Raw genomic sequence first — 26088 nt, 5'->3', positions numbered from 1 at the left:
GCAGACATGACTACAGGTACCGTGAAGTGGTTCAACGCCGACAAGGGCTTCGGCTTCATCAGCCCGGACGACGGCGGCGCCGACGTCTTCGCCCACTTCTCCGCGATCTCGGCGAGCGGCTTCCGCAGCCTCGACGAGAACCAGAAGGTGGAGTTCGACATCACCCAGGGCCAGAAGGGCCCGCAGGCGGAGAACATCCGCCCGCTCTGATCCACACTCTGCTAACGGCGGCCCGACTGATTCAGCGGGCCGCCGTTCGGCGTTTCATGCGCTCACCACGGCATCTCCACGCTCACTGGACCGGGACGAAGGTGGCGGCCAACACCCGCCAGTTGCCGTCCTCACGCACCCACAGCCGGGTGTAGCGCAACCGCGCGGACATAACGGCACCGCCCTGAACGGCATCCACCGCAGCGACCGTGCGGGTCACCCCGGTCTCACCGTCTTCCTGGACGTCGAGCGACTCCTCCACCAGGTTGGTGATTCGCAGGGCCCCCGAGCGGTAGCTCTCCAGGTCATCTTCCTTGGTAAAAACCGTGCCATCCGGTCCAGCACCCACGACCCTGGGGTGCAGAAGCGCGTCGAGGGACTCGACATCGGCGGCGCGCTGAGCGGCTTGGAGCTGCCGTTCCGCAGTCTGGAGATCCATCCAGCGATCCTCTACAGCGCCCCGCACCAAGACAAGCGGATTCGCTCGCGGCAGAACGGCAACGTCAGCCCAGTACGGCGTTCGCGGCACAACCGAACTTCGGCATGCCCGTCATGACCCGCTTACCGGAGGGATGGGGTCCGTGTCGGTTGGGCGACACGAACCATCGCCCGTCACCGGCGATGCATGCCAACGTTGGTAAGAGCTGGAACAGCGTAGGGTCAGTGTGCAGTGAAGACTTCGCGTCGCCGCGCGAGTCGTCCGTCACCTGCACGCCGCGATCAGGCGAGTACCACGCTGCACGTTCACCGACCTGCTCCAGGAGGTTCGATCATGTCCAAGGACTCGACGAGCAAGGCGAACGTCAAGAAGAAGGGTAAGACGATCAAGGAGAAGCAGACTGCGAAGCGCCTGAAGCGCGACGAGCAGAACGGGAATTCTTCAAACATCGTGTCCACCGGGCGCTGACGCCGGCAGCATCGCTCAAATGTCCACATGCGGCGATGAAGGTGGGGGCTGACGATCGTCGGATCCCCACCTGCCGCTGCGGCATAGATCTTCGGCAGGGCCGCTCGGCTGCCCTCGCCGACACCGCTCGGGAAGTTGCACGACACCTGTTGTCCACACCGATGCCCCGTCGATGGAGTCACGTCCGGGCGGTCGCTGCCAGAGCGGACAGTGCCGTGCTCACCACGTCCGGACACCGACGGGGAAATCCCGCACGCACCGAGTGCCCGGCCAGCGGCGACCCGCTCAAGGGCACCCCCGGCCCGGATCGCCGGGGGCGGTCCATCCCGGCGCTGTCAGCCGCTGGTTACGCTGGCCGACATACGGGCGCGGTACGCGGCGACGGCCGCACGATTTCCGCAACGACCGTCGCAGTACCTCTTGGACCTGTTCTTGGAGAGGTCCACCATCACGTTGTGGCACTCGGGGTGGGCGCACGACCGTAGCCGGCGAAGCTCTCCCTGACGAAGCAGGTCGGCAACGGCGATCGATGTTCTGATGGCAAAGCGGGCCGCTAGTGGCGCATCCGCGGGCGCGACCTCCAAGCGGTAACCCCACTTGCCGCATTTGACCAGCTGTGGAAGCGCGTTGAACTCGTGGAGCAGTTGATTGACCACGCTCGCCGCGGTGTCTCCGGTTGCCTGCCAGAGTTCACGGAGGCGGGGGCGGAGGCTGCGGAGCGTCTGCAGATCGTTCCTGCCACAGGCCGGCCCCTCATCCCAGGCCAGGATCTGGACAATGCGTCTGAGCGCGGCATCGTCGGGCTGGACGCCGTCTCCTCCGGTCGTGTTCACCAGCGCCGCAGCGGCAACCAGTGCCCGTGCCGCGTCATGAGGGAGGACCGTGCTGGCCCCCTCATGCCCACCGGTGTCGGATCCTGTCCGCCATCGGAGCGCGTCTCCGTTGGCCAGGTCCGGTTCGTCGAAGGAGGCCATCAGCTGGTCACCGCCGACATCTCGGACGGCAGGCGAACCCGGCGAGCCGCGATGTCACCGCGCGCTGGAGGTCGGGGCCACCGGCCAGTCGATGTCGGAGGCCGAGGCGGGGCTGGTCGTGCACAGCACGGAGACGAGGACGGCAACGGCGATCATGGCGCACCTACGCACAGTCAACTCCAGATTTGAGGGATGCGGGTGAGGGCAAAGCCGGCGGTCGTACCGCGTCGGGTTGTCCGCTCTGGTACGACCAACCTATCTGGAGCACCATGGCTTGGCAAGGTTTTGCCAGAGGTTGGCACGAGTGAATCTCCGTTTAGGCAACTGCGGTTAAGGTGCGGAAATACGTCACAGATAGGGACAGGCCGGCCATGCCACCGGCGCGTAGCCGCACCTTCATCGACCAGAGCACAGCCACGGGAGACCTCAGGTGTTGCCTCACATATGCCAAGCCCGTTGTCTCGGACAGCGTAGATCCCCACCCATGCGTCGAGCCGGGCCGCCCACACGGCGGTGACCCGGCTCCCCCACGGCTGCTGGCCGGCCTCGGTCAGCCGAGCACCCGCTTCAGCCAGCCAACGCGGGCCTGGTGGGCGGTTCGAGACACCGTGGCGGTAGGTACCCACTCGTCGAAACTGTGGAACGCGCCCGACCAGACGTGCAGCTCGGCCTCCCCGCCGACACGCCAGATCCGGCTCGCGTACTCGATGCCCTCGTCGCGCAGCGCCTCAACCGAGCCCACTTCGATGAAGGCTGGCGGCAGACCGGACAGGTCCGTCGCCCGCGCCGGAGCGGCGTAACAGGACACTGCCGGCAGGCCTCGGCGCTCGCCGAGCAGCGCGGTCCAGCCCGCTTCATTGGACAGCCCGTCCCACAGGCCGACCCTGCCGAGCTGACGGCAGGAGTCCGACGCGCACCGGTCGTCCAGCATCGGGAACTGCAGCAGCTGCCCCTTGGGCCTGAGACCACCGCGGTCCCGCGCGAGCAGGGCCAGGCCGGCAGCCAGGGCGCCACCGGCACTGTTACCGCTCAACACGATCCGGTCGGGATCAAGGCCGAGGGAGGTGGCGTGACTGGCAAGCCACAGCAGCCCGGCATAGCAGTCCTCCACCGGGGCCGGATCCGGGTGCTCGGGCGCGAGCCGGTATTCGACCGACACCACGGCGAGGGAGAGCGCCTGAGCTCGGTCGAGCTCGCCGATCAGCTCGGTGCTGCGGTGGCTGCCGGCCACCATGCCGCCGCCGTGGGTGTGGTAGACCACCGGAACCGGCGTGGTGACGCCCACCGGTCGGCAGATCAGCAGAGTGATGTCAGGGGCACCGGCCGGGCCGGGGACCTTGCGTTCCTCGATCTCGAACGCCCCTTCGCGGCGGATCTGCGCGTCGGTCAGACGGCCGGTCCGGGAGCGTTGCCGTCGGTCGGCGATCAGGTCGGCGGTGAGTGGCATCGGCAGCTCGGACAGGATCTCCGACAGCGGACCGGCCAACTCGGGGTCGAACGGTGGTGGGGCTGCGGCGGCCACGGTCCCGGTCATCACGCCTCCTCCAGCAGTGCCAGAGCGTCCACTTCGAGCAGCAGGTCCGGGCGGTAGAGCGCGACCACCTGCACGACGGTGCTGGCCGGTGGCCGGGAGGTGTCGATGAACTCGTCGCGCACCGCCAGCACCGTCGGTACGAACGCGACGTCGGTGACGAAACAGGTGAGCTTGACGACGTCGTCGAAGCTGCCGCCGGCTGCGGCGAGGCAGCGGCCCATGTTGGTGAAGACCTGTCGCGCCTGCGCCTCGGGATCGCCGGGGCCGACCAGCTCCCCATCGGCGTCGAACGCCATCTGCCCGGCGATGGCGGCGAGCCGGCCCCGCGCGACGACGACGTGGGTGTAACCGGAGCTTGGCTGCACGCCGGCGGGCTCGGCCAGGTGGGTGATGCGTGGTGTTGGCACAGTGTCCTCCCGAGGATTCGGTGATGGTGCGGGCGTACGCGACCACCGCGGCTCCAGGACGCCGAGCGGTCGGGGCCTGATTGCCGGGCGGGCGCGGCGGTGGTCGCCGGTTACCGCGCCCGCAGCCGGACCGGCAGGCTCTCCGTGCCGTTGACAGCGATCGAGCTGACCCGGCGGACCGGGCCGTCCAACTCGATCGCGTACGCCCCGTCGAGCAGCTCGGAGAAGAGCACCCGCATCTGTGCCCGGGCCAGCGTGGCACCGATGCAGAAGTGCTCACCGACGGCGAGGGCGATGTGCCGATTCGGCGTACGCGTGATGTCGAACTCGTACGGGTCGGTGAACACGTCCTCGTCACGGTTGGCGGAGGGAAGCCAGAGCACGACCTTGTCGCCGGGGGCGATGCGCTGCCCGCGCAGTTCGTACGGGCGCGTGGCGGTCCGCACGCTGTGGGTGGCGCTCGATGTCCACCGCATGATCTCCTCGATCGCGCTGGGCAACAGCGCACGGTCCTGAGCGAGGCGTTTCCACTGCTGCGGGTGTTCGAGTAACGCCTGTGCCCCGCCAATGAGGGCCAGCCGGCCGTTCTCGGTGGCGCCGATGAGGTTCTCGCAGTTGAGCACGACCTCGATCTCGGTGAGCAGGTCACCGCCCACGGTGCCGTGCAGCAGCGCGCTCACCAGGTCGTCGGTCGGTTCCTCCATCCGGCGGTACAGCAGGTCCATGAAGTAGTCGACGATGTCGGGGTGGGAGACGAGCGAGCTGTGGGCCGCGAAAGCCTCGTCGGTCCATCGGTACAGCTTGTCGTGGTCGGCTTCGGGCACCCCGAGGATGTGCGCGATCGTCATCAGGGACAGCCGTCCCGCCACGTCGGTGGCGAAGTCGCAGGTGTCCTGCTCTGCCGCGCGGTCCAGGACGCCCTGGACACTGGCGCGCACGTAGCCCTCCAACGCCCGCACCGCGCGGGTGTTGAACCAGCCGGCCATCAGTGTCCGCAGCTGCCTGTGGCGGGGGGCGTCGGTGAGCGCGAGGGTGAGGTTGCCGCCCGGATCGGGGCCGGCTGCGGCTGGCCGCAGCAGCACGCCCTGCGCCGAGCTGAACGTGGCGCTGTCCTGGTAGACCGCGCGGATGTCCGCATGCCTGGTCAGTGACCAGAACCCGGGCAGCTCGGTCGCCGGCTGCCAGTGCACCGGGGCTTCGGCGCGCATCCACGCCCACAGTGGGTGCGGATCGCCGGTGGCGTACAGGTCCGAGTCGGTGAGCCGGGACAGCGGCGGCGTGCCGGCAATGGCCCGGCCGGACGCGTCGATCTCCGCTGGCTCGGTGGTGGTGGCCGGAATGGTGCTGATGGTCATGGCCGGACTGCTCCCGTCGCCTGGCTGTACACGTACTCGGAAAAGTGCTTGGCGAGGTCGGCCGCGGTTTTCTCGGTGACCACCGCGGGGTTGTAGGTGATCTCCAGCCGCAGGCCGTCGCCGTCGGGCCACAGCTCGGCGTGCAACTCCAAGGGCAGGTCGAGATACGGCTGCCGGACGAAGGTGACGCGGGCGTCCGGAAGCTCCAGCTCGGGTACGGCATTGTTCTGGTAGGCGAACAGCGTCTGGTACGCCGGTGGCCGCCCGGCCTCGCCGAGCAGGTGGAACCCGGCCAGACTCTGGGCCGCGAGCATCTGCTGGACGGTACGGCCCACGATCCGGACGGCACCGGTGTCGCCGGCGCACGCGGCATCCCGCAGTCGCACGCAGACCATGGTGATGTGGCAGCCGATCGCGCGTTCCAGGGCGGGATCGTCGCGGCGGGCCACCGGCACCCCGAAGGCGACGTCCCGCTGGCCGGTGACGTCGGCGACGCTGGCCGCCCAGAGGGCGAGGAGGACGACGAAGCGGGTGACGTTGGCTGCTGCGGCGGCGGCGTCAACGGCCGCGAGGGCGTCCGCGGCCAGCCTGACCTCGACCCGCTCGGGTTGCCGACGCGACCTGATCGGCACGATCGCGGCTGGTGCCGTCGTGCCGGTAGAGGGGTCGAACGCGGTTGCACCGTCGGCTGCGGCGAACTCGGCGGGTGCAACGGGGGCGTCGGAACCCGTGCCGTCGCCGTCGAGGGTTGACGGATCGGACGACCACCGCAACGGCGGCACACCCGCCAGGGCGGCGCGCACCTCGGCGAGGCGGCGTTCGGGCTCGGCCAGTCGGCAGCGGGCCAGGTCGGCGCCGGCCAGGGCGGCCAGGGCGGGGCCGGGACCGAGTGCGACCGCGAGCCGGTCGGGGTCGGCGTCGCCCACTGCGATCCGGTACGCGGTGCCGAGATCGTTGGCGAGGACGGCCTCGGACCAGCCGTCGAAGGCGACGTGGTGCACCGCGCATCCGAGCACGGCCGTGGGCGCTGCCGGCTTCGGCACGTCGACAGGCACGAGGACGGTGTGCCACACCTGGGCGTCCTGCGGTGCCAGCGGCGCGGCGAGCGCCTCGCGGGCGGCGGCGAGGGCCGCGTCGACGCCGGCCTGCGGCGGCAGCACAGTCAGCGCGGGCGCCGGCACGTCGTCGGGATACGCCGCCGGCTCCGGGTCGAGCAGGTATGCCGCGCGCAGTGACTCGTGCCGCAGGTGTACGGCAGCGATCGCGACGGACAGGGCCGACCTGTCGAGTTCGCCCTCGACGACCCAGCTGAGCAGGCAGTGCCCGGTACGGTCGGCCGGGTTCAGCAGTTCCCGGGTCAGTTGCATGACCTGAACGGCGGTCAGCGGGGCCGCGTCGTCGTCGGGTACTGACAGGGCCGCCTCCCGCCCTGCCCCCGCGACGACGGTCGCGTCGGACAGCCGGCGAGCGAGGCCGGTGACTGTCGGGCACTCGTACACCCAGGACACCGGCACCGGAATGCCGGTGCGCGCCGAGAGACGGGCACACACCCGGCCGGCGTCGAGCGAGGTCAGGCCCATCTCGGGGAACGGCGTGTCCAGCGGGATCGTGCCGACACCGAGGACGGCGGCGGCGCACTCGGCGACGTCGCGCAGCACCGGGTCGCCGAGGGTGGCCGGGTCGCAGCCCGCGGCCGGGTCGGAGTTGACGGCGGGGGGTGTCAGCAGCGCCAGCAGCGCCCGCTCGTCCAGCTTGCCCTGGGCGGTGAGCGGAAACGCGGCGACGCTGACCACTGCGGCCGGACGGTGGTAGGCGACGAGCGCGTCGCGGATCCGGGACGTCGCCTCGGGCAGCGGGTCACCGTCGCGGACGGGCACGCAGAACGCCACCAGCTCCCGGTCGCCGCGGCCGGTGGCGCGGGCCACCACCCGGCAGTGTCGTACGTCGGAGAGCAGTTCCTCGATCTGGCGTTCGACCTCGGCCGGCTCCACCCGGTTGCCACGGATCTTGAGCTGACGGTCGGCGCGGCCGGTCAGGTGCAGCAGTCCGTCCTCGTCCCAGGTGCCGAGGTCGCCGGTGCGGTAGGCGCGGACCTCACGATCGCCGACGCGGATCCGGGTGAACTTGGCGGCGGTGAGGGCGGGGTCACCGAGGTACTCGATCGCCAGGCCGTCGCCGGCCAGGCAGATCTCGCCGGTTTCGTCGACGGCGCAGGGGCGCTGTCCGTCCAACACGTACACCTCGGTGCCGGGCACGGGTCGCCCGAGTGGAATGCCGCCGGGCCGCTCGCAGTCGTCGGCGCGGATGCGGTGGGTGGTGGCGAAGACCGTGCACTCGACCGGGCCGTAACCGTTGAGCAGGACGGTGTCGGGATTCAGCGCCAGGAACCGGCGTACGTGCGGCACGGACAGCCGCTCCCCGCCGATCATCACCTGGTCCAGGCCCTCGAACGCGTCGGGCGCCTCGTCCATGATCAGGTTGAACAGGCTGGCGGTGCACCACGCGGTGTTCGCACCGTGCCGGGCCACCCCGTGGCGCAGGGCCGACGCCGACAGGTAGGGATCGGCCACGATCACCGAGGTGCCCCCGTTGAGCAGGGCGGACCACAGTTCGAGGGAGAACGCGTCCCAGGGGGTGGCGGCCGCGAGCGGGATCACCGTCCGGTGGTCGAAGCGGGCGAAGCCGCCGGGCTGCAACAGGCGGGCGGTGGCCCCGTGCGGGCTGACCACCCCCTTCGGCCGACCAGTCGTGCCGGAGGTGAAGAAGACGCAGCACGGATCGGCAGCGGCGACGGCCACGGACCGGAAACCGGGGCCCGCGCTGACCGGTGCGGCCGAGATCGGCCATGCCGGCACCGCGAGGTCTCCGGCTGGTTCGGTGCCGGTGACCACCAGTGGGGGCCGCAGGTCCGTGAGCACGGCGTCGAGGCGCGGCGCGGGCCAGTCCGGCGGCAACAGGCAGTAGGCGGCTCCGGTCTTGAGCACTGCCAGCAGCGCGACGACCAGGTTGGCGCTGCGTGGCAACAGGATCGGCACCCGGTCGCCGGGTCGCACCCCGGCGGCGACCAGGCCCGCCGCCCAGGCATCCGCGGCGGCGTCGAGCTGCGCGTACGTGATCGTGCGAGGGCCCTCCACGACGGCGGCGGCGCCGGGTCGGCACCGCGCCTGCCGGGCCACGGTCTGGTGCAGCCCTTCCGCCGGAGCGGTGTTGGGCGAGCCGACCGACCATCGCGGGTCTGCGTGCACGCTGTTTCCCCTCGTCGGTACCTCTCGGGGTGATCAGGCGACGTGCGTCGCCATGTTCAACACGAACGTTGCCATGACATTGCCTAGTCTGGCAACCTACTGGCAAGCCCGGGCATGTAGACCGCATCGATCCACGCCGGACGGTGCTCCTGGTGACCGATCAAAGGTGGGTGCATGGCACGCGACCGTTCCCTCGACATCGCCGTATCCGGCATGGCCGGCAGGTTTCCCGGCTCACCGGAGCTGACCCAGTGGTGGGACGCTCTCACTGCCGGTCGGGTGCTCACCCGTCGTTACCAGCGACAGGAACTCGCCTCCGAAGGGGTGCCCCCGGACCTGCTCGACGACCCGGACTACGTGGCGGTGCACGGCCACCTCGCTGACACCGACCGGTTCGACCACGTGCTGTTCCGGATGAGCCCGCGCGAGGCCGAGATGCTCGACCCGCAGCACCGGCTCATGCTGGAGTGCGCCTGGTCGGCCCTTGAGGACGCCGGCGCCAACCCGCTCGACACCGGCCTCACCACCGGTGTGTTCGCCAGCGCCAGCAGCAGCGACTACCTGCGGCGGATGGTGGCCGGCGGCCAGCTCACGCCGCTGACACTGGAGGACGCGCTGCACGGCACCGAGCCCGACTTCCTGGCCAGCCTCCTGTCCTACCGGCTGAACCTGAACGGCCCCGCACTGGCGGTGCAGACCGCCTGCTCGTCGTCGCTGGTGGCGGTACACCTCGCCGTTCAGGCACTGCTCAACGGCGACTGCGACCAGGCGCTCGTGGTCGCCGCCGGGATGGCCTTCCCACAGGCGGGGCACCTGCACGTGCCCGGCGGCATCCACTCCCCCACCGGCCACTGCCGCCCGTTCGACGCGAGCGCCGACGGCATCGTCGCCGGGTCCGGTGTGGCCTGCGTGGTGCTGCGGCGCCTCGCCGACGCCCTCGACGACGGTCCCGCCCCGCACGGGGTCATCCTGGGTACCGCCATCAACAACGACGGCTCGGCGAAGGCCGGCTACTACGCGCCGTCCGTCGAAGGCCAACAGGCCGTCATCCGCGCTGCCCTGCGGGCCGCCGACGTCGACGGCGACTCCATCGGATACCTGGAGAGCCACGGCACCGGCACCCGCATCGGCGACCCCATCGAGTGGGCGGCCGCATCCGCGGCCCTGCGCGCGAGTGGTGCCCGCCCCGGCCAGGTCGCTGTGGGCGCACTGAAGGCGAACACCGGCCACCTCGACAACGCCGCGGGTGTGGCCGGCCTGATCAAGGCGATCATGGTGGTCCGGGAAGGGGTGATCCCTCCGGTCGCCGGGCACAGCACGCTCAACCCGCTCCTCGAACACGACGGGTCGCCGCTGTACGTGCCCGAGCAGGCTCGGTCATGGCCCGGCACGGAGCCTCGGCGCGCCGGGGTCAGCGCGTTCGGCGTCGGCGGCACCAACGCCCACGTGGTCGTGGAGCAGCCCCCGGTCGAGAGCACCGCCCGCCGCGGCGCCCGCCCCGGCCGCCACCTGGTCGTGCTGTCCGCAGCCGATGGTGCCGCGCTCGACCGCGCCGCCACCCGGCTCGCCGCGCACCTCCGCACCCACGACGTCCTGCCGCAGGACGTGGTGCGAACCCTGGCTACCGGCCGAGCACACCTGGCCGAGCGACTCGCCGTCGTCGCAACCGACACCGACGAACTCGCCGAGCGGCTGGAGTCCCGTGGCACCACCGCGCACGGCCGCGTACCCACGACCGGCCCGGCACCGCTGGTGTTCGCCTTTCCAGGGCAGGGCGCCCAGTACCCCGGCATGGCCCGGCCGCTGGCCGCCGACCTGCCGGGCTTCAGCGCCGCGCTGGCGACAGTGCTCGACGAGTACGACCCCACCACCGCTGAACTGGTCGGCCGCGCGCTGCTCGACCCCGGGTTCGCCGCCGACGACCTGGCCGAGACCGCCCTGGCCCAGCCCGCCCTGTTCGCTGTGGAGTACGCCGCCGCGATGGCGCTGCGCGAGCTCGGCCTGCACCCGGCGGCCGTCACCGGGCACAGTCTCGGCGAGATCACCGCCGCGTGCGTGGCCGGTGTGCTCGACCTGGCCGACGCCGCCCGGCTGGTGACCGTGCGCGGGGCGGCCATGCAGCAGTGCCCACCCGGTGCCATGCTCGCCCTGACCTGCGGCGAACAGGAGACCGCTGACCTGGTACGCGCATCCGGCCTGGCGCTGGAGACCGCCGCCGTCAACTCTCCCGACCACACCGTGGTGGCCGGCCCGCCGGACGTCGTCGACGCTTTTGAGGCCTGGCTGAGCGGCCGGGTGCGTGCGCGGCGGCTGCGCAGCCGTCGCGCGTTCCACACCGCGCTCGTCGACGCCGCGGTTGCGCCACTGCGGGAGGCATTGGCCGGGATGCGACTCGGACCGCCCACGCTGCCGTGGGCAACGAACAGCGGTGAACTGCTCCTCCCGGGAGCCCCCGTCGGCGCGGCCCTGTTCACCGCACAGGCGCGCCACACGGTGCGGTTCGGACCATCACTGCGGCGGCTGGGCGAGCGGTTCACCGATGCGGTCGTGGTCGAGGTCGGGCCAGGCCACGCACTGTCCACTCTGGCGGAGAGCGGCGGCCTCACCGCCGTGCCGCTGTGCGGCGGTCGGCCCGGCGCCGACGACGAGGCGGTGCCCACCGCCCTGGGACGACTGTGGACCGTCGGGCAGCCGGTGGAGATCGGCGCGACGTGTCCCACCGGGCGCCGCGTCCACCTTCCCGGCTACGCCTTCCACGGGCCACGCCACCTGGCCGCCGAGGCCAGACCGGCGCCCGCCGGGCACAACCCGCCGGCTGTCGTCCCGCTGCCCGTCACCGCCCCGGCGGCGGCTGCGACCGTGTTCGCGACCGGGCGCGACAGCGGCATCGGCGCGACGCCCGGCGCCGACCGCCCGGCCGGGGCCTTCGAGCAGGACGTGCCGTCGCTGCTCGGCCAGCTGTGGAGCGATCTGCTCGGTCGGGACCAGTTGTCCGATGACGCCGACTTCTTCGCGCTGGGCGGCGACTCGCTGAGCATCACCCACCTGGCTCGCCGGCTACGCACCGAACTCGGCATCCGGGTGCCGATCCGCGACCTCATGACCCGCCCGACGCTCGGCGATCACACGTCGATGTGCCGAGCCCTGGTCGACAGCGACCGCGTACCTGTCGCGGTTGGCTGATCGACGCCGGGGTGGCCGCCGTCCGCCGCTACCGCATCTCCGTCCGCACCCTTGTCACCAGGGAAGAAGGAGCTCGTCCATGACCATGCTGTCGATAACCCCGCCGCTTGGCACGCCGGCCGACCTGCCGTGCCCGGCGTACCTCGGCGATCCCCTGCCGGACGGTCCGCTGTCGCCGGTGCCGGACCTGGTGACCGCGGTGGCCGCGCGCACGCCGTCCCGGCCGGCGGTGCGCTGCGGCACCGACGAGATGAGCTACGCCGAACTCGGCGCACGCAGCTCCCGGATCGCCGCCGCGCTCACGAACGCCGGTGTGGGCCGCGGCGACCGGGTGGCGGTCCTGGCCGAAGCCAGCACGGCCACCGTCGCCGCCATCCTCGCCGTGCTGCGCTGCGGCGCGGCGTACGTACCTCTGGACCCCGGCCAGCCCGACCAGCGGTTGACCGAGATCCTCGCCGATGCCCAGGTCAGGGCGGCCCTGGTCAGTGACGGTACCGCCGACCGCCTGGCGGGCACGGGCCTGCCCCTGGTGCCGGTCACGGCAGGCGACACCGCCGCCGGCACCGACGGGGCACCGGTCGACGTCCCCGTGCTGCTCACCGACCCGGCGTACCTCATCTACACCTCCGGCAGCACCGGGGAGCCCAAGGGCGTGGTGGTCGAGCACGGGCAGTTGGCCGCCTCGACCCTGGCCCGGCGCCTGGTCTACCCGGGCGAACCCACGTTCCTGCTGGTGTCCCCGCTCAGCTTCGACTCCTCGGTGGCCGGCCTGTGGGGCACGCTGACCGCAGGCGGCTGCCTGATCGTGGCAACGGGCGCGCAGGTACGCGACCCGGAGCAGTTGGTCAGACTGGTCGACGACCACAGGGCCACCCACCTGCTGTGCATCCCCTCGCTGTACAGCTACCTGCTCGATGCCGCCGCGCGCATGGGAGGGGGCCGCCTGGAGTCACTGCGGACCGCGATCGTGGCCGGTGAGGCCCTGCCGCAGCAGCTGGTGGAGCGGCACTTCGTCGAGACCTCCGGTCGCTGCGAGCTGGTGAACGAGTACGGCCCGACGGAGGCGACCGTGTGGGCGACCTACCAGCGTTTCACCGCACCAGCCCCGGTGACCATCGGCCGTCCCATCCCCGGCGCCCGGGTGTACGTCCTGGACGAGCAGCTGTGCCCGGTCCCCGTCGGCGAGTCGGGCGAGCTGTACGTGGCCGGCCCCGGTGTGGCCCGCGGCTACCACGGGCGGCCCGAGGCCACGGCCCGGGCGTTCCGCGACGATCCGTTCGCGGCCATCCCTGGCGAGCGGATGTACCGCACCGGTGACCTGTGCCGGTGGACCAACGACGGCACCCTGGAGTTCCTCGGTCGCCGGGACCATCAGGTCAAGGTCCGCGGTCATCGGATCGAGCTTTCGGCCGTCGAGGCACAGCTGTGCGCGCTGCCCGGCGTCCGCGAGGCCGTGGTCGTCCCCGCCGCCGGTGACACCGAGCTGGTCGGCTTCGTCCTATCTCTCGCCGGAGCTGCTCCGGAGTCCCTGCGACGGCAGTTGGCCGACCGGGTTGCGGCGGTCATGGTGCCGAGCCGGATCGTGGTCCTGGACCACTTCCCGCGCACGGCCAACGGCAAGACCGACCGGGCCGCACTGCGCGGCCTGGCCGACGCCGGCCCCGTGACCGCCGAGGCGGCGACGCCGGCCGGACCGGCCCGGCCGCCCACAGCGGACCCGGCCGAGCTGGCCGTGCAGGTCAGTGCGGCGTGGACCGATGTACTGCAGCGCGACGACGTCCCCGCCGACGTCAACTTCTTCGACCTGGGCGGTCACTCGCTGGCGATGTTCCGGCTACGAGACACGCTGGAGCGGCGTACCGGGCGCCGACTGTCGGTGGTCGCCCTGTTCCAGCACACCACTGTGGCGTCGCAGGTGGCGCTGCTGCGCGACGGCGGCGACGCGGCCGACGCCGACACGGCCACCGGCGAGGCCCGCTCCGCCCGCGCCCAGCGGGCCCGCGCGCTGCGCGCCCGGCGTACCGGCCTGATGCAGGAGGCAGAGTGATGACGATGCGCAAAACCACCACCTGGCTGCGGTGCCCAGTGCCGCTCACCGACCCGGACGTGCGTCTGGTGTGCTTCCCCCACGCGGGCGGCTCCGCCGCCATGTTCCATTCGTGGGGCGGGCGTCTCCCCGGCGTCGAGGTGCACGCGGTCTGCTATCCCGGCCGCGCGCACCGGATCGCCGAACCGCCGCCCACCGACCTTCGCCTGCTCGCCACGCAGATCACCGACGCGCTGGTGCCGTTGGCGGACCGCCCGCTGATCCTGTTCGGTCACAGCATGGGCGCGGCCATCGCCCTGGAGACCGCGGTCGCCCTGCAGGAGCGTGGGATCGAGCCGTTCCACCTGTTCGCGTCGGGATCGCGCGACGCGCCGTACCCAGGGCCGGAGCAGTTGTCGGACCCGGACGACCTGAACGACGCGGCGGTCGTGCAGCGCCTGCTGACGCTCGGCGGCACCGACCCGGAGTTGGCCGCCGACCCCGAGTTCCAGGAGTTGGTCCTGCCGTACGTGCGTGCCGACGGCCGGATGTTCCACGCGTACGAACCGGGCGCGGGGCCGATGCTGCGGTGCCCGGTGACGACGATCGTGGGCGACGCCGACGACGACGCCGACTGCCGCCCGTGGTCGACGCTGACCACCGGGACGGTCCGCGCGTACGGTGTCCGTGGCGACCACTTCTACCTGGTGGCCGAGCCGCCGCTGGCGCTGCTGGGCGACTGCCTGCCCGCGCCGGTGAGGAGTGGGCCGTGACGATCACCTCCGCCGCGCTGGGATCTGTGACCACCGGCCTGCCCCGTTCGCCCGCCGACGATGTCGGTCCCGTGGACGGGTCGCCGCGCCGGACCGCGGCGGACGTCCTGGCACTGGTCGAGCGGCACGACCTGGAGATCGTCCGCTTCCTGTGGGTGGACCACAACGGGATCCTCCGGGGCAAGGGCGTGGGCCGGGAGGTGCTGCCCGGCCGGCTACGGTCGGGGGTGCCGCTGTCGGTGGGTCGCCAGGCGGCGAGCCTGCTGGACCAGGCCCAGCCGGTGCCGGGGTTCGCGGTGATGGACGAGGTGCGCATCTCCGCCGACCCGGACACCCTGGCGCTGCTGCCGCACGCGCCGGGCTCCGCGGCGATGCTCGGTGACCTGCTCACCAGGGACGGTGCCCCGTGGGGTGCGTGTCCGCGGGCGTTCCTCCGCGACGCCGTGGCCGAGGCCCACCAGGAGGGGTACGCCGTCGTGGCCGCGTTCGAACCCGAGTTCACCCTGCTGCGCGACGGTGTGCCGTTCGACGACGGGCTCACGCTCGACAACGAGGCGTTCGACGTCACCAACGACTACGTGATCGCGCTGATCCGCGCCCTGCGCTCGGTCGGTGTGGCGGTGGAGCAGTACCACCCGGAGACCTCGCCGGGCCAGCACGAGGTCACGGTCCGGCCCGCCCCGGCACTGCGTGCCGCCGACAACCACGTGTGGCAGCGGATACTCACCCGTGGTCTGGCCCGGCAGCACGGGCTGCGCGCCACGTTCGCCCCGGTGCCGCTGTCGGGGCTGCGCGGCAATGGCAACCACCTGCACGTGTCCCTCTGGCGCGACGGCAACGCGTTCGCCGCGCCCGGGGCGGGGCTGTCGGACGTCGCGCACCACTTCATCGCCGGGGTGCTGACGCACCTGCCAGCGCTCACCGCCCTGCTGTGCCCCAGTGTCAACAGTTACGCGCGGCTGGTGCGGGGCAGGTGGGCCGGTGCCTACGGGTGTTACGGCTTCGACAACCGCGAGGCCGCCGTCCGGGTCCCGTCGGTGCTGGGCGGCGACGAGTCCGGCACCACCAACGTCGAGATCAAGCCATGCGACGGCACCGCCAACCCGTACCTGGCGCTGGGCGCCGTCATCCATGCCGGGTTGGACGGGGTACGGCGGCGGCTCGATCCAGGCCCGCCACTGACCGTCGACCCGAACACCCTGTCCGACGCGGAACTGCGGCGCCGCGGGGTCACCGTCCTGCCCGCCAGCCTGGCCGAGGCGGTCGTTGCGTTGGAACGCGACGACCTGTTGATGTCGGTGCTGGGTTCGCCCCGCCGGGACCTCTACACCGCGATCAAGCGCGCAGACGTTCGCGACCTGGCGGCGATGCCCGAGTCGGAGGTGTACGCCCTGCACAACACCCGGTTCTGACCCGGATACGCAGGGTTGCCGACGCGGCAACGCGCCGGCAACCCGTGGAGGCAACCCCTGTGCCGGCACGCTGTCACGCTGCCCGCCGGCGTGGCTATACTCCTGTTCAACCACATACCGTCGGTGGCAATGCCGAGTCATTACCGGCGGTCACACCTGCGGCGCTTGATGTCGGTTGTCGGAGACCTTGGCCTTGGGGGTTGGAGATGCTGCAGCAGTCCGAGTTCGGGCCCCGGCTTCGCGCACTGCGCGAAAAGCGCGGCCTTTCCCAGGCGGCGCTGGCAAAGGGTGGAATCTCCACCGGCTACCTCTCCCGCCTCGAGTCCGGGGCCCGGCGACCGACCCCCCGTGTGGTGGCGTACCTCGCACAGCGCCTCGGCGTGCCGGCCTCGGTCCTGGAAGACCCGAACGCCGACCCGGTGAACGTCGTGCAGGCTTCTCCGTTCACCCAGATCCTGGCCGCGATGATCTCCGCCAGCGGTGACGACCGCGTCGCCGAACCACTGGCCGAGGCGCTGCGTACCGACGGCCAGCGAGACCCGGCCGAGCGTTGGCAGGCGCTCTGGCTGCTCGCGGAGATCCGCGGTGACGCCGGCGAGCGCGACGAGCAGCGCCACCTGTTGGAGGAGCTGGTCAAGCTGAGCACGCAACTCGGCGTCGCGCCGCTGCTGGCCCGCGCGCAGACCCAGCTGTCGCGTTGCCTGCGCACCCTCGGCGACACCACCGGCGCCCGGGAGTACGCGCAGCAGGCGCACAGCATCGCCGACGAGCTGTCGCTCACCGACCGCGCGGCAACCCTGCAGGCCCTCGTCTCCGCGCTGGCCGAGGCGGGCCAGCTCGATGAGGCCCGCACCCATGCCGACGAGTTGTGCCACCTCACCAAGCCTGCGGGCGGGACGCTGCACATCGAGGCGCTCTGGTCGGCCGCGACGGTCCGCACCCGCCAGGGTGACCACGCCGGCGCCATCGCCTATCTGGAGGAGGCGTTGTCCGGCGCGAACAGCCGCAACGACCTACAGCTGTGGATCCGGCTGCACCTGGCCGCCGCCTCGCTGTATCTGCAGATCACTCCGGCGCAGCCCTCGCAGGCCCGCACCGCACTCGATGCTGTCGGCCCGGTCCTGAACCTGATCGGCACCGAGCGTCAGCACCAGGAGTTGCAGAGCCTCCAGGCTCACCTGGCGTTCGCCGAGGGGCGGCTCGACGACGCGCGCGTGCTGTGCGAGGCGGCCGCCACCCAGCGGTCGCTGCTGTCGTTCCGCGATCGGCTCAAGCTCGCCGCCCTGCACGCGCGTCTGTCCATTCTGAACGGTGAGGCCGACGGCGGCATACGGGCGCTGCAGGACCTCGCCCGCCAGGCCGACGAGGCCCACAACGTCGAGCTCGCCGCCGAGCTGTGGCGCAACCTCGCGGAGACCCTGGCCAAGCCGTACGGTGACGGCCCTGCCCTTGCCGGTCGAGCCGCCACCGGCTGAACCGGGCCGGTGCCCGCTCGCCCCTCGGCGGCAGGCCGGGTCAGCAACGGTCAGGCGGCGCAGACACGGCGCAGCGACCGGCCGAACGCCTCGATGTCGGCGACGCTGTTGTAGTGGTGCACCGACGTGCGCACGAACCGTTCGATCCCGGCCGCGGCCAGGTACAGCGGAGTGTGTGCGCCGACGCCGACCCAGGTGTTGAGCCCGTCGTCGGCGAGGGCGTCGCGGATCCGTTCCGGCGGCAGCCGGTCGTGCGTGAAGGACGCGATGCCGCCGTGTCGGCTGCCGGGCATCAGTGGCCGGGCACCGGGTGTCTGCCGAATGGTGGCGGTCAGTGCCGCGTACACCTCGGCCGTCGGCGCCGGCGACGCGGCGCGGGCGTACTCGGCGGCGGCGAGCAGGCCGAGTATCGCGGCGTTGCCACGCTCGGCGGTCTCGAACCGGGCCGCCGTGTCCACGTCGCACCGGTGCTCGTGCAGCGACAGCGCCTGCGCGACGTGCAGGTCGTAGAACACGGGGTCGATCCGGTCCCACAGGTCGGGGCGCAGGTAGGCGAAGCCGGTGCCGCGCGGGCCGCGCAGGAACTTGCGGCCCGCCGCGGTGAGCGCGTGGCAGCCGATCGCATCGACGTCGACGCGGATCTGGCCCACCGTCTGGCACGCGTCCACCACGTACACCGCCGCGGAGCCGGCCAGCAGCGCGCCGATCTGCTCGACCGGCTGGATCAGACCGACCGCCGACGGCATGTGGACCACGGACACCAGCGCCACCCGATCGTCGAGGTGGGCGCGCATCCACTCCAGGTCGAGGTCGCCGGCGCCGTCCGCCGGGATCACCTCGAGGGCGCACCCGCGGCGAGCGGCGAGCCGCTGCAGGGCGATGAGGTTGCCCGCGTACTCGTACGGCGTCGTCCAGATCCGACTTCCCTGGGGCAGGGTGAGATGGCACGCGATCCGGCACCACGCGTCGGTGGCACTGGGGAACAGGGCGATGTGCTCCGCTTGCGCACCGACGAGGTCCGCGAGCACGGCGTACACCCGGCTGGTGAGATCGTCGGCGCGGGCCTGTTCGGCTTCGTACGGCCCGGCCGTGGCCTCCGCCTCGAGGTAGCCGGTCATCGCGGCCGTGACGCCGGGGGCCGGCAGGCCCGCGCCGGCGGTGTTGAGGTGGATCATGCCAGCCGTCATCGTCGGGCCCTGGCCGGTACGGGCGACTCCGCAGGCTCCGGCGGCGGTGCCGCCACTGGTCGTGCCGGCGCGGGCACCGGTGCCGGCTGTGGTTGCGGTGGCGGCGTCCACGAGTGCCTGGCCAGCGCGGCGATCTCGGCGAAACTGCGCTGCCCCGGGTCGCCGGGATCGCCGCCGGTGCGACGCCACTCGCGGTATTTCCCGGCGTAACTGATCAGCGTTTCCTTGTCCCTGCGGCCCGGCGAGCGGGTCATGATGCCAGCCCACATCCCGTCCCACAACGCGTAAGCCGGATCGCCGAGCAGGATCCGGTGGGCCTTCTTCATGTTCCAGAAGGGCACGCCGGTGTTGAGGTGGTGAACCAGGTGGTAGTTGTCGTTGTGGCGCCCCAGCAGGAACCGTTCGATGGCCCAGCCGTGGCGGTTGCGGGTCATCAGGATCTGTCTGTTCTCGCTCTCCGGCAACGGGAAGTGTTCGGCCAGTTCGGACAGCCAGCCGATGGCGACCGCGGTGGTGAACAGCGGCACAATCCAGAACAGGACGAATTCGAGCAGGTAGCCGCCGGACACGATCGGGGTCAGCAGCACCGTCCATACTCCGAGCAGCAGCCAGCGCTCGGCGCGCAGGCTGATCGGCATCGAGACGGCAATCTGGTCCTCGCGGAACAGCAGCCGGTCCTCCACCACGTAGCGGACATACTCGAGGGTTCGCAGACCCAGAGCCGCAAGGAGAATGTTGCGCAGGAAGAAGGCCCGGTTGGAGCCGCCCGGATCGTAGATGCCGCACTCCACGTGGAAGCTGTAGTCGGGGTCCTTGTCCCGGTCACCGAGGTAGCGATGATGGAGGCCGATGTGTGAGCTGCGGTAGGGGTTGTGCATGTGGAACACCAGGTGCCCGGTGAAGACCGTGCTGAGCACCAGGTTCAAGGTCTGATTGCGTGCCAGCACCTTGTGCGACGCTTCGTGCAGGAGGTTGACCAGGGCACGCTGGGTGGACCCGATGAGCACCAGGGACACCGGGTAGAACCAGTACGACACACCCACGCTGAGATATACGGCGAACGCCACGACCGCGTAGTCGAAGAGGACGCCGAGTATTCCGTGGTGGTTGTCCAACCGGCACAGCTTGCGCAGCTCGCGCCGGATCTCGGGAGACAGCTTGCTGAAGTCGAGGTCGGTGGGCGGGCTGAGGGTGTTCACCGAGGCCATTCGAGACTCCTCGCAGAGGGCACGCGCCGGAATGTGCACGTGGCAAAAGGCCGCCAGCAGTGGCGAACCCAGCGCCCGCTGGCGACCGGCCGCGGGACCAGCCGGCGGCTGGCGGAATGGATGGCGAGCTGGGACAGGGTGGCGCTCAGCGACGACGGTAGAGGACGGCAACGTCTTTGACAATGCTGTTGCCTGGCGTTGACAAGTCCGCTATTCCACGACTACGGTCAAGCCACCAAGAGGCGCTGGGGGGATCACATTCGTGATGCCGCAACCCGTCTGCATTCTGCCGTGATTGCGTGTCTCGGCAGATGTGAGTCGATGCCGAGTGGCACCGCCTCCCACACCTCAGGGATGAGACATTGGATCAGCCGCAGTTCGGTCGACGCTTGAGGGCCCTCCGATTGGGACGCGGACTGTCGCAGGCTGCACTCGCGGGGGATTACATCTCCACCGGCTATTTGTCCCGGCTGGAGTCGGGCGCCCGGCAACCCACGCCACGTGTGGTGGCGTACCTGGCAGAGCGGCTCGGGGTCGAGGAGGCCGCGTTCCTCTCCCAGCCGATGTCGGCAACACTGGCAATCGTGCTCGCCTCGGTCACGTCGGGTGTGCAGACCGACAGCGCCGAACGCGTGGCCGAGGCGCTCCGCCTCGACGACGGACGCGCGCCGGAGCTGCGCTGGCAGGCCCTGTGGCTGCTGGCCGGGCTGCGCAGTGACGAGGGCGCGCACGAGGCGGCGTACGCGTTGCTGACCGAACTGCTCGCGCTGGCCGAGGAACTGGACGTGCCCGAACTGCTGGTGCGCACATGTACCCGGATGTCGCGCTGCCTGCGGGTCCTCGGCGACATCGTGAAGGCCCGCGAGTACGCCGAGCGGGCCGTCAAACTGTCCACCGCGCTCGCTCTGCCGGACCGGACGGCCGCGCTGCACGTGCTGATCCCCACCGAGGCCGAGGCGGGCCGGCTGAGCGAGGCACGCCGGCACGCCGACCTGCTGTGCGCCCTCACCGAAGGCACTCCGGGCACCGCGTACGTGGAGGCGCTGTGGGCATCGGCGACGGTCAGCATGCGCCAGGGTGACTACCGTGCCTCGCAGGAGATGCTGGAACAGGCGCTGCGACTGCTGGACAGCCACGAAGATCTCAAGCTGTGGATGCGGCTGAGGTTCGCCGCTGCTTCGTTGTACCTGCAGAGCACCCCGGCCCAGGTTGCGGAGGCACGTGCCCGCCTGGAGGAGGTCGCCCCCGTGCTGCGGATGATCGGGTCCGAGCTGCACCAGCAGGAGATGCTCTCCCTGCAGGCACACCTGGCGTTCGAGGAGGGGCGGTTCGCCGAGGCCCAGGATCTGGCCGGCAGGATCGACGATACGGACGGGCGCCTGTCGTTCCGGGACCGGCTGCGGATCGAGGTGCTGCGCGGCCGCCTCTCCATCGTCGAGGGCGACACCGAGACCGGCATCGCGCACCTGCAGCGGCTGGCGCACAACGCGACCGCGGCGCACAACCTGGAGTTGGCGGCGGAGGCCTGGCGCAGTCTGGCCGAGACACTGTCGGCGTCGGCCAGGCTACGGGGAATGAGCGCGCGACCACCGGCGAGCAGTGGAAAGGACGGTTGAGATCGTGGGAGAGACGCAGATCAGGCCGATGCGGGTCGAGGACGTGCCAGCCGCCGAGCGAGCCTCGGCGGTGACCTTCTTCGAAGGCGACCGGCTCAGCCGCCGGGTGAGCGAGCCGGAGGTTCAGCCCCGGTCCGCCGCGGTGGGCAAGCAGTGGATCGACCGGATGTCGTACCTCGTGGAGACCGATCCAGGCGGCTGTTGGGCGGCCATGGACGGTGACGACATGGTCGGCTTCGCCATCTCGCAGAATCGGGAACAGGTCTGGTATCTGGCCACGTACGGCGTGCTGCCCCAGCACCAGGGGCGCGGGCTGGGCCGACAGCTGATGGACGCCGTCCTGGCCCATGCCGATGGGCGTCCGGGGCTGTTCTCGTCGACAGTGCACCCCGGGGCCACCCGCCGCTACCGGTTGGCGGGTTTCCTGCTCTATCCGCAGATGCGCATGGTGGGCACCGTGGACCGGTCCACGCTGCCGACGGTCTCCGGCCTGAGCGAGGGCGACGAGAACGACATCGAGTGGATGGATCGGCTGGACGTGAGCCGACGCGGCGCCGGGCACGGCCCTGATCACGAATACATGATTCGCCGGATGCGTCTGGTGGTGTCCCGGCAGTCGGGCCGGCAGGGGTACGTGTTCATCGACGAGGACCTCGGGCAGGCGAAGCTGCTGGCGGCCCAGGACCCGCAGACGGCGTCCTCGCTGCTGTGGGAGGCGCTGGCCTCGTCGAGCGGGCCGACGCTGATCAACTGCATCACCACCGCCAACCACTGGGCGATCGACGTGGGGCTCGCCGCCCGGCTGGACATCGGCCAGGAGGGCTACCTGGCGCTGCGGGGCATGACGGAACCCACGCCGTACCTGGCCAGCGGCCACTTCCTCTAGCCAACCGGGCCCGGGTCGTCCGGTGTGGGCGGCGTCGCCACGGCGGCGCCGCCCACACCGGGCAGCCTCGTCAGAAGTAGGTCCGGACGAAGTCGACAACGGTTTCGCCCCGCACGACGGGGATCAGCTGCCACTTGTCGAAGGCCGTGCACGGGTAGGACAGTCCGAGCATGACCCAGTCCCCCACCGCGAGCCCGTGCCCGGCGGGCAGTGTGAGGAAGGCGTGCTGGTCGTTGACCGCGCGGATGGCGCAGTCGGCCAGTTCACGGATCTCGCCGTCGGCGCCGCGGACCAGCTGCGGTTCCGGCGGCCAGGCATCGAACGACAGGTCCCGCTTGCCGGCGGTCAGCAGGGCCAACCCTGGCTCCGGCATCGAGGTGACCCGCGCCCACAGCTTCAGGGCCGGCCGTAGCGAGCCGTTGGCGGCCTCGCCCCGGGAGAACGGGGACATCCACCGGTAGAAACCGTCGTCGTGGGTGACATAGCATCCGCTGCGCAGCACGGTGGTCACCGACATGCCCGGCCACGGCCCGCCGAACACCTCGGCGACCTGGTCGAAGAAGCAACTGCCCCCTGCGGTGAGCAGGATCTCGTCGGTCTCGAACAGTCCCTCGCGATGCAGGGCGATGGTCAGTTCGCGCATTCGGTGCAGGAATTCGTTGACCACCGAGATGCTGTGCGGCGACGGGTCGTTGACCAGCACACCCTCGTAGCCACCCACCCCGACGAGACGCAGGAGTGGGCTGGCCGCGGCCGCGCGGGCCACCGCCGTCGCTTCGGCCACCGACCGCGCCCCGGCCCGTCCGGCGGTGCGGCCGACCTCGACCAGGACATCCACCGGCGCGGCACCCACCTGACGCAGCGAGGCTTCCATCTGGGCCACCACCTCGACCGAGTCGACGAAGCAGACGAACTCGAACCCGGGGTCCGCGGACCGTTCCTCGTCGACCCAGCGCAGCCCGGCACTGTCGACCAGTTCGTTGGCGAAGATGACCCGGGACACCCCGAAGGCGCGGTACACCCGCAACTGGGCGGTGTTGGCCGCAGTCAGCCCGTACGCCCCCGCCTCGATCTGGCGAGCCCAGAGCTGCGGCGCCATCGTCGTTTTCGCGTGCGGGGCGAGCTGCATTCCCCGGTCGGCGCACCACTTCGCCATCGTGGTGAGGTTGTGGGTCAGGGCGTCGTCGTCGAGCACGAGCATCGGCCCGAGGAATCCGTCCTCGAACAGGTTGAGCCCGCGTTCCGCGGCATTGGCGATGGTGCAGCCGTCCAGCGCCACCGGCAGCCCCTTGTACCTCCAGGTGATCAGCTCCTGGCGGATCGCCTCCACGGCCTCGGTATCGATCATGTTTAGCCCTCCCACGAGACGATGCGCTTTGCCAAAGCCTGCCAGATTTGGCAACAGCCAGCAATCGGCGGACGCCGAGCCGAGGTTGCTGCTGACTGAAAAGTAGTTCCCATACTGCGGATTCAGGCGTTGCCAGGGCTGGCAAGACTTGGCAATATGGCTCTCAAGACCGGCGGCGTTGGCCAGGCGCCCAGACGTGGAGCGTGTGCACCTCCCAGGCTCCACGCGGGCAGAGCCGTCGACTCCGACAAGGAAGGGCAGGACCAGGTGACTCACACCATCGAGAACCCCGTCAACACCCGGGTCCGGATCCGGCAGGTGGCGGGCAACATCGGCGCTGAGATCCTCGGCGTGGACGCCTCCGAGGACCTCAGCGACGATGTGATCCGCGAGCTGCGGCAGGCGCTACTGACCCACAAGGTGATCTTCATCCGGCGTCAGGATCTGGACTACGACCGTCTGGTGGCGTTCGGCAAGCGGTTCGGCACCCTGACCCTGGGGCACCCGATCTACGGCGGCCCCGAGGGCAAGCCGCTGCTGCGGGAGATGGACTCCCGCGGCGAGGGCACCCGCGCGAACTACTGGCACGCGGACTTCACCTACATGGACAACCCGCCGGCCTTCGCCTTCCTGCACAACGTGGTCTGCCCCGAGGTCGGCGGCGACACGATCTGGGCCAACACCGGTGCGGCGTACCGGGACCTGCCGGAGGGACTGCGCACGCTGGCCGACGGACTGCGCGTCGTCCACTCCAACGATTCGGACTTCACCGACGCCACCTACGACGGCGACGTGCGGACCAAGTACCTCAAGAACCGCTTCGCGGCCGAACACCCGGCCGTCCGGGTGCACCCGGAAACCGGCGAGCGCTGCCTGCTGCTGGGCGGGTTCGCGCGGGCTGTCACCGGCTACACCCCGCAGGCTGGCCGCGACCTGCTCCGGATCCTGACGGAGTACGCCACCAAGCCCGAGTACACGGTGCGCTGGAAGTGGCAGAAGGGCGACCTGGTGATCTGGGACAACCAGGCGACCCTGCACTACGCGATCAAGGACTACACCGAGCACCGCCGCGGTGAGCGGGTCACCGTCGCCGGCACCACCACTGTCGGTGTCGACGGCGCTCCCGCTGTCACGTTGCAGGGCAACACCTCCGACTTCGTGGCGGGCGCGGGCATGTAGCCCACCGCCAACGTGAGCGGGGCCCGTTCCCCGGGTGTGCGCCGGTCCGCCGGCGTACACCCGGGGTTCGCCGTGTCACCGGCCATCGGCGAGCCGCTACGGGATTCATCAGGCGGCGGGCGTGGTGGAACACGACGACGGCTCCCGGCGGGACCGGGAGCCGTCGCGTCAGTCAGTCCAGGAGTGTCGGCAGCGGAACAGGCAGCGCCGCTCAGGGCAGCGGGACCGCCGCCGAGGCGGCGCGCTCACCAGGCGGCACCTGGACCACCGCGTCCAGGAACGGGGCGGCGATCCGCTTCAGGTCCACCGGCTCGTCGCTGATGACGTACCCGGTCAACTGCCGCTCGTGGCGACGGCCGGGCACATACCCGAGCATCAGCCCGGGCCCGCTCAGGTGCGTGCCGGTCAGGACCAGGTCAGCGAGGTCGCGGCCCTCGGGGTCGTGATTGTCCTGCGACGGCACCGGGTGGAAGCCCATGGCGACCTTGAATGGGAACAGGCCCATCTTGGTCAGGTGGCCGTACAGGTTGGGTTCATCGCCCAACGTCACCCACTTGAAGCCCTTGTCGCGGGCCACTCGCATCGCCCCGAAGTAGAGGGTGCGAGCCAGGCTGGCCCGGCGCCACTCCTCGGTCACGGCGGAGAAGCGGATGCGCACCGTCTCCTCGTCCGGGCATTCACGGACCAGGCACCCGCCGGCGATCTCCGCGCCGTCCATCGCGAAGACGCCGTAGTACTTGTCCGGACCGTCGAGCATCGCGTCCCGGTACCGGCACGCGATAGTGATTCCGTAGGTCATCTCCGCCACACGCGAGCGGTACAGGTCCAGAAACCGGTCGAGCAACGGCGCCGGCAGGGTGTCGTGGACAGTCAGGGTGAGCGCGGCCTCGGCCCGCTGGATGGAGCGCCTGATGTCCTGGCGTGGCTTCGTGGCCAGCCGGGCCAGGAACTCCTCCTCGTCCGGGCCGAGTTCGGCGCGCCACGACAGCAGTTCCGGCTTGTGGACGAAGCCGAGTCCGGCGAGTTCGGGCAGGAGATCGTCCGGGGGGTTTGGCAGGCGTACCACGTCGATGTGCTTGTCGCTGCCGCGCCACGGCCGCTGCGCCACCTCCTCCGGGACGATGTCAGCGACAGCCAGGCCATGGTGGTCGGTGATCCGCACA

At 71.0% G+C, this 26088-nt stretch carries 20 protein-coding genes; 10 read left to right on the top strand and 10 right to left on the bottom strand.

Translation table 11 applies throughout. The annotated features are described in order from the left end of the window. The first annotated feature begins 6 nt into the window (after positions 1-6). Positions 7-210: a transcription antiterminator/RNA stability regulator CspE gene (gene cspE / locus AC3CF1_RS32070; RefSeq protein WP_013283833.1), complete on the top strand. Its 204-nt coding sequence runs from the start codon at positions 7-9 to the stop codon at positions 208-210. An 82-nt stretch (positions 211-292) separates the two neighbouring features. Here the strand turns inward: cspE and AC3CF1_RS32065 are convergent, their stop codons facing one another. Further along, positions 293-649 carry a nuclear transport factor 2 family protein gene (locus AC3CF1_RS32065; protein ID WP_488451948.1) on the bottom strand — a complete coding sequence of 119 codons (357 nt, stop codon included), beginning with the start codon at positions 647-649 and terminating at the stop codon, positions 293-295. A 333-nt stretch (positions 650-982) separates the two neighbouring features. On the opposite strand from AC3CF1_RS32065, the gene AC3CF1_RS32060 reads away from it, so the two are divergent. After that, a complete protein-coding gene (locus AC3CF1_RS32060; protein WP_255508804.1) occupies positions 983-1117 on the top strand; it encodes a hypothetical protein in 135 nt (44 codons plus the stop codon). A 335-nt stretch (positions 1118-1452) separates the two neighbouring features. On the opposite strand, the gene AC3CF1_RS32055 is transcribed toward AC3CF1_RS32060, so the two are convergent. The 5 genes from AC3CF1_RS32055 to AC3CF1_RS32035 form a co-directional block, all read right to left on the bottom strand. Beyond that, on the bottom strand, positions 1453-2091 hold the full coding sequence (locus AC3CF1_RS32055; RefSeq protein WP_354982718.1) for a CGNR zinc finger domain-containing protein: 639 nt from the start codon (positions 2089-2091) through the stop codon (positions 1453-1455). Between the two features lie 550 nt (positions 2092-2641). Further along, positions 2642-3625 carry an alpha/beta hydrolase gene (locus tag AC3CF1_RS32050; RefSeq protein WP_488451947.1) on the bottom strand — a complete coding sequence of 328 codons (984 nt, stop codon included), beginning with the start codon at positions 3623-3625 and terminating at the stop codon, positions 2642-2644. Then, positions 3625-4032, bottom strand: a complete 408-nt coding sequence (locus tag AC3CF1_RS32045; protein ID WP_328534734.1) for a RidA family protein — start codon at positions 4030-4032, stop codon at positions 3625-3627. The genes AC3CF1_RS32050 and AC3CF1_RS32045 overlap by 1 nt, the downstream gene beginning before the upstream one ends. Positions 4033-4142: 110 nt before the next feature. Next, positions 4143-5387 carry a cytochrome P450 gene (locus tag AC3CF1_RS32040; protein ID WP_488451946.1) on the bottom strand — a complete coding sequence of 415 codons (1245 nt, stop codon included), beginning with the start codon at positions 5385-5387 and terminating at the stop codon, positions 4143-4145. Next, positions 5384-8632, bottom strand: a complete 3249-nt coding sequence (locus AC3CF1_RS32035; protein WP_488451945.1) for an AMP-binding protein — start codon at positions 8630-8632, stop codon at positions 5384-5386. The genes AC3CF1_RS32040 and AC3CF1_RS32035 overlap by 4 nt, the downstream gene beginning before the upstream one ends. A 174-nt stretch (positions 8633-8806) precedes the next feature. On the opposite strand from AC3CF1_RS32035, the gene AC3CF1_RS32030 reads away from it, so the two are divergent. The 5 genes from AC3CF1_RS32030 (at position 8807) to AC3CF1_RS32010 (ending at position 17501) form a co-directional block, all read left to right on the top strand. Continuing rightward, on the top strand, positions 8807-11815 hold the full coding sequence (locus tag AC3CF1_RS32030; protein ID WP_488451944.1) for a type I polyketide synthase: 3009 nt from the start codon (positions 8807-8809) through the stop codon (positions 11813-11815). Positions 11816-11894: 79 nt separating this feature from the next. After that, positions 11895-13862, top strand: a complete 1968-nt coding sequence (locus AC3CF1_RS32025) for a non-ribosomal peptide synthetase (RefSeq protein ID WP_488451943.1) — start codon at positions 11895-11897, stop codon at positions 13860-13862. Beyond that, positions 13862-14614, top strand: coding sequence for a thioesterase II family protein (locus tag AC3CF1_RS32020; RefSeq protein ID WP_488451942.1), 753 nt, complete (start codon positions 13862-13864; stop codon positions 14612-14614). Before AC3CF1_RS32025 ends, AC3CF1_RS32020 begins: the two co-directional genes overlap by 1 nt. Continuing rightward, positions 14611-16026, top strand: a complete 1416-nt coding sequence (locus AC3CF1_RS32015) for a glutamine synthetase family protein (protein ID WP_488451941.1) — start codon at positions 14611-14613, stop codon at positions 16024-16026. Before AC3CF1_RS32020 ends, AC3CF1_RS32015 begins: the two co-directional genes overlap by 4 nt. 206 nt (positions 16027-16232) lie before the next feature. Then, positions 16233-17501, top strand: coding sequence for a helix-turn-helix domain-containing protein (locus tag AC3CF1_RS32010; RefSeq protein ID WP_488451940.1), 1269 nt, complete (start codon positions 16233-16235; stop codon positions 17499-17501). Between the two features lie 50 nt (positions 17502-17551). Here the strand turns inward: AC3CF1_RS32010 and AC3CF1_RS32005 are convergent, their stop codons facing one another. Further along, positions 17552-18688: an aminotransferase class V-fold PLP-dependent enzyme gene (locus AC3CF1_RS32005; protein ID WP_488451939.1), complete on the bottom strand. Its 1137-nt coding sequence runs from the start codon at positions 18686-18688 to the stop codon at positions 17552-17554. Then, positions 18685-19896 carry a fatty acid desaturase gene (locus tag AC3CF1_RS32000; protein ID WP_488451938.1) on the bottom strand — a complete coding sequence of 404 codons (1212 nt, stop codon included), beginning with the start codon at positions 19894-19896 and terminating at the stop codon, positions 18685-18687. Before AC3CF1_RS32000 ends, AC3CF1_RS32005 begins: the two co-directional genes overlap by 4 nt. Positions 19897-20258: 362 nt before the next feature. Here AC3CF1_RS32000 and AC3CF1_RS31995 point away from each other — a divergent pair, with 362 nt between their 5' ends. Next, on the top strand, positions 20259-21512 hold the full coding sequence (locus AC3CF1_RS31995) for a helix-turn-helix domain-containing protein (RefSeq protein WP_488451937.1): 1254 nt from the start codon (positions 20259-20261) through the stop codon (positions 21510-21512). Between the two features lie 4 nt (positions 21513-21516). Continuing rightward, entirely contained in the window at positions 21517-22398 is an 882-nt protein-coding gene (locus AC3CF1_RS31990) for a GNAT family N-acetyltransferase (RefSeq protein WP_328849839.1), read from the top strand. Between the two features lie 70 nt (positions 22399-22468). On the opposite strand, the gene AC3CF1_RS31985 is transcribed toward AC3CF1_RS31990, so the two are convergent. Then, positions 22469-23746: an amino acid deaminase gene (locus AC3CF1_RS31985; RefSeq protein ID WP_425887699.1), complete on the bottom strand. Its 1278-nt coding sequence runs from the start codon at positions 23744-23746 to the stop codon at positions 22469-22471. A 267-nt stretch (positions 23747-24013) separates the two neighbouring features. On the opposite strand from AC3CF1_RS31985, the gene AC3CF1_RS31980 reads away from it, so the two are divergent. Further along, complete coding sequence (locus AC3CF1_RS31980; RefSeq protein ID WP_210792650.1) at positions 24014-24925, top strand: TauD/TfdA dioxygenase family protein; 912 nt, start codon at positions 24014-24016, stop codon at positions 24923-24925. A 211-nt stretch (positions 24926-25136) separates the two neighbouring features. Here the strand turns inward: AC3CF1_RS31980 and AC3CF1_RS31975 are convergent, their stop codons facing one another. Next, the gene (locus AC3CF1_RS31975) at positions 25137-26087 is read right to left on the bottom strand and encodes a GNAT family N-acetyltransferase (protein ID WP_488451936.1); all 951 of its coding nucleotides are present in this window, start codon (positions 26085-26087) and stop codon (positions 25137-25139) included. Position 26088: the final 1 nt, after the last annotated feature.

It is taken from the genome of Micromonospora sp. MGP-C2 (genome assembly GCF_057766525.1).
The sequence above is the reverse complement of the archived record's forward strand: the minus strand, read 5'-3'. Positions and strand labels throughout refer to the sequence as shown.

Bases quoted from the DNA above. Each gene is read 5' to 3' on its own strand.
- cspE (WP_013283833.1), top strand. From the start codon at position 7: ATGACTACAGGTACCGTGAAGTGGTTCAACGCCGACAAGGGCTTCGGC.
- AC3CF1_RS32065 (WP_488451948.1), bottom strand. From the start codon at position 649: ATGGATCTCCAGACTGCGGAACGGCAGCTCCAAGCCGCTCAGCGCGCC.
- AC3CF1_RS32060 (WP_255508804.1), top strand. From the start codon at position 983: ATGTCCAAGGACTCGACGAGCAAGGCGAACGTCAAGAAGAAGGGTAAG.
- AC3CF1_RS32055 (WP_354982718.1), bottom strand. From the start codon at position 2,091: ATGGCCTCCTTCGACGAACCGGACCTGGCCAACGGAGACGCGCTCCGA.
- AC3CF1_RS32050 (WP_488451947.1), bottom strand. From the start codon at position 3,625: ATGACCGGGACCGTGGCCGCCGCAGCCCCACCACCGTTCGACCCCGAG.
- AC3CF1_RS32040 (WP_488451946.1), bottom strand. From the start codon at position 5,387: ATGACCATCAGCACCATTCCGGCCACCACCACCGAGCCAGCGGAGATC.
- AC3CF1_RS32030 (WP_488451944.1), top strand. From the start codon at position 8,807: ATGGCACGCGACCGTTCCCTCGACATCGCCGTATCCGGCATGGCCGGC.
- AC3CF1_RS32025 (WP_488451943.1), top strand. From the start codon at position 11,895: ATGACCATGCTGTCGATAACCCCGCCGCTTGGCACGCCGGCCGACCTG.
- AC3CF1_RS32020 (WP_488451942.1), top strand. From the start codon at position 13,862: ATGACGATGCGCAAAACCACCACCTGGCTGCGGTGCCCAGTGCCGCTC.
- AC3CF1_RS32010 (WP_488451940.1), top strand. From the start codon at position 16,233: ATGCTGCAGCAGTCCGAGTTCGGGCCCCGGCTTCGCGCACTGCGCGAA.
- AC3CF1_RS32005 (WP_488451939.1), bottom strand. From the start codon at position 18,688: ATGACGGCTGGCATGATCCACCTCAACACCGCCGGCGCGGGCCTGCCG.
- AC3CF1_RS32000 (WP_488451938.1), bottom strand. From the start codon at position 19,896: ATGGCCTCGGTGAACACCCTCAGCCCGCCCACCGACCTCGACTTCAGC.
- AC3CF1_RS31985 (WP_425887699.1), bottom strand. From the start codon at position 23,746: ATGATCGATACCGAGGCCGTGGAGGCGATCCGCCAGGAGCTGATCACC.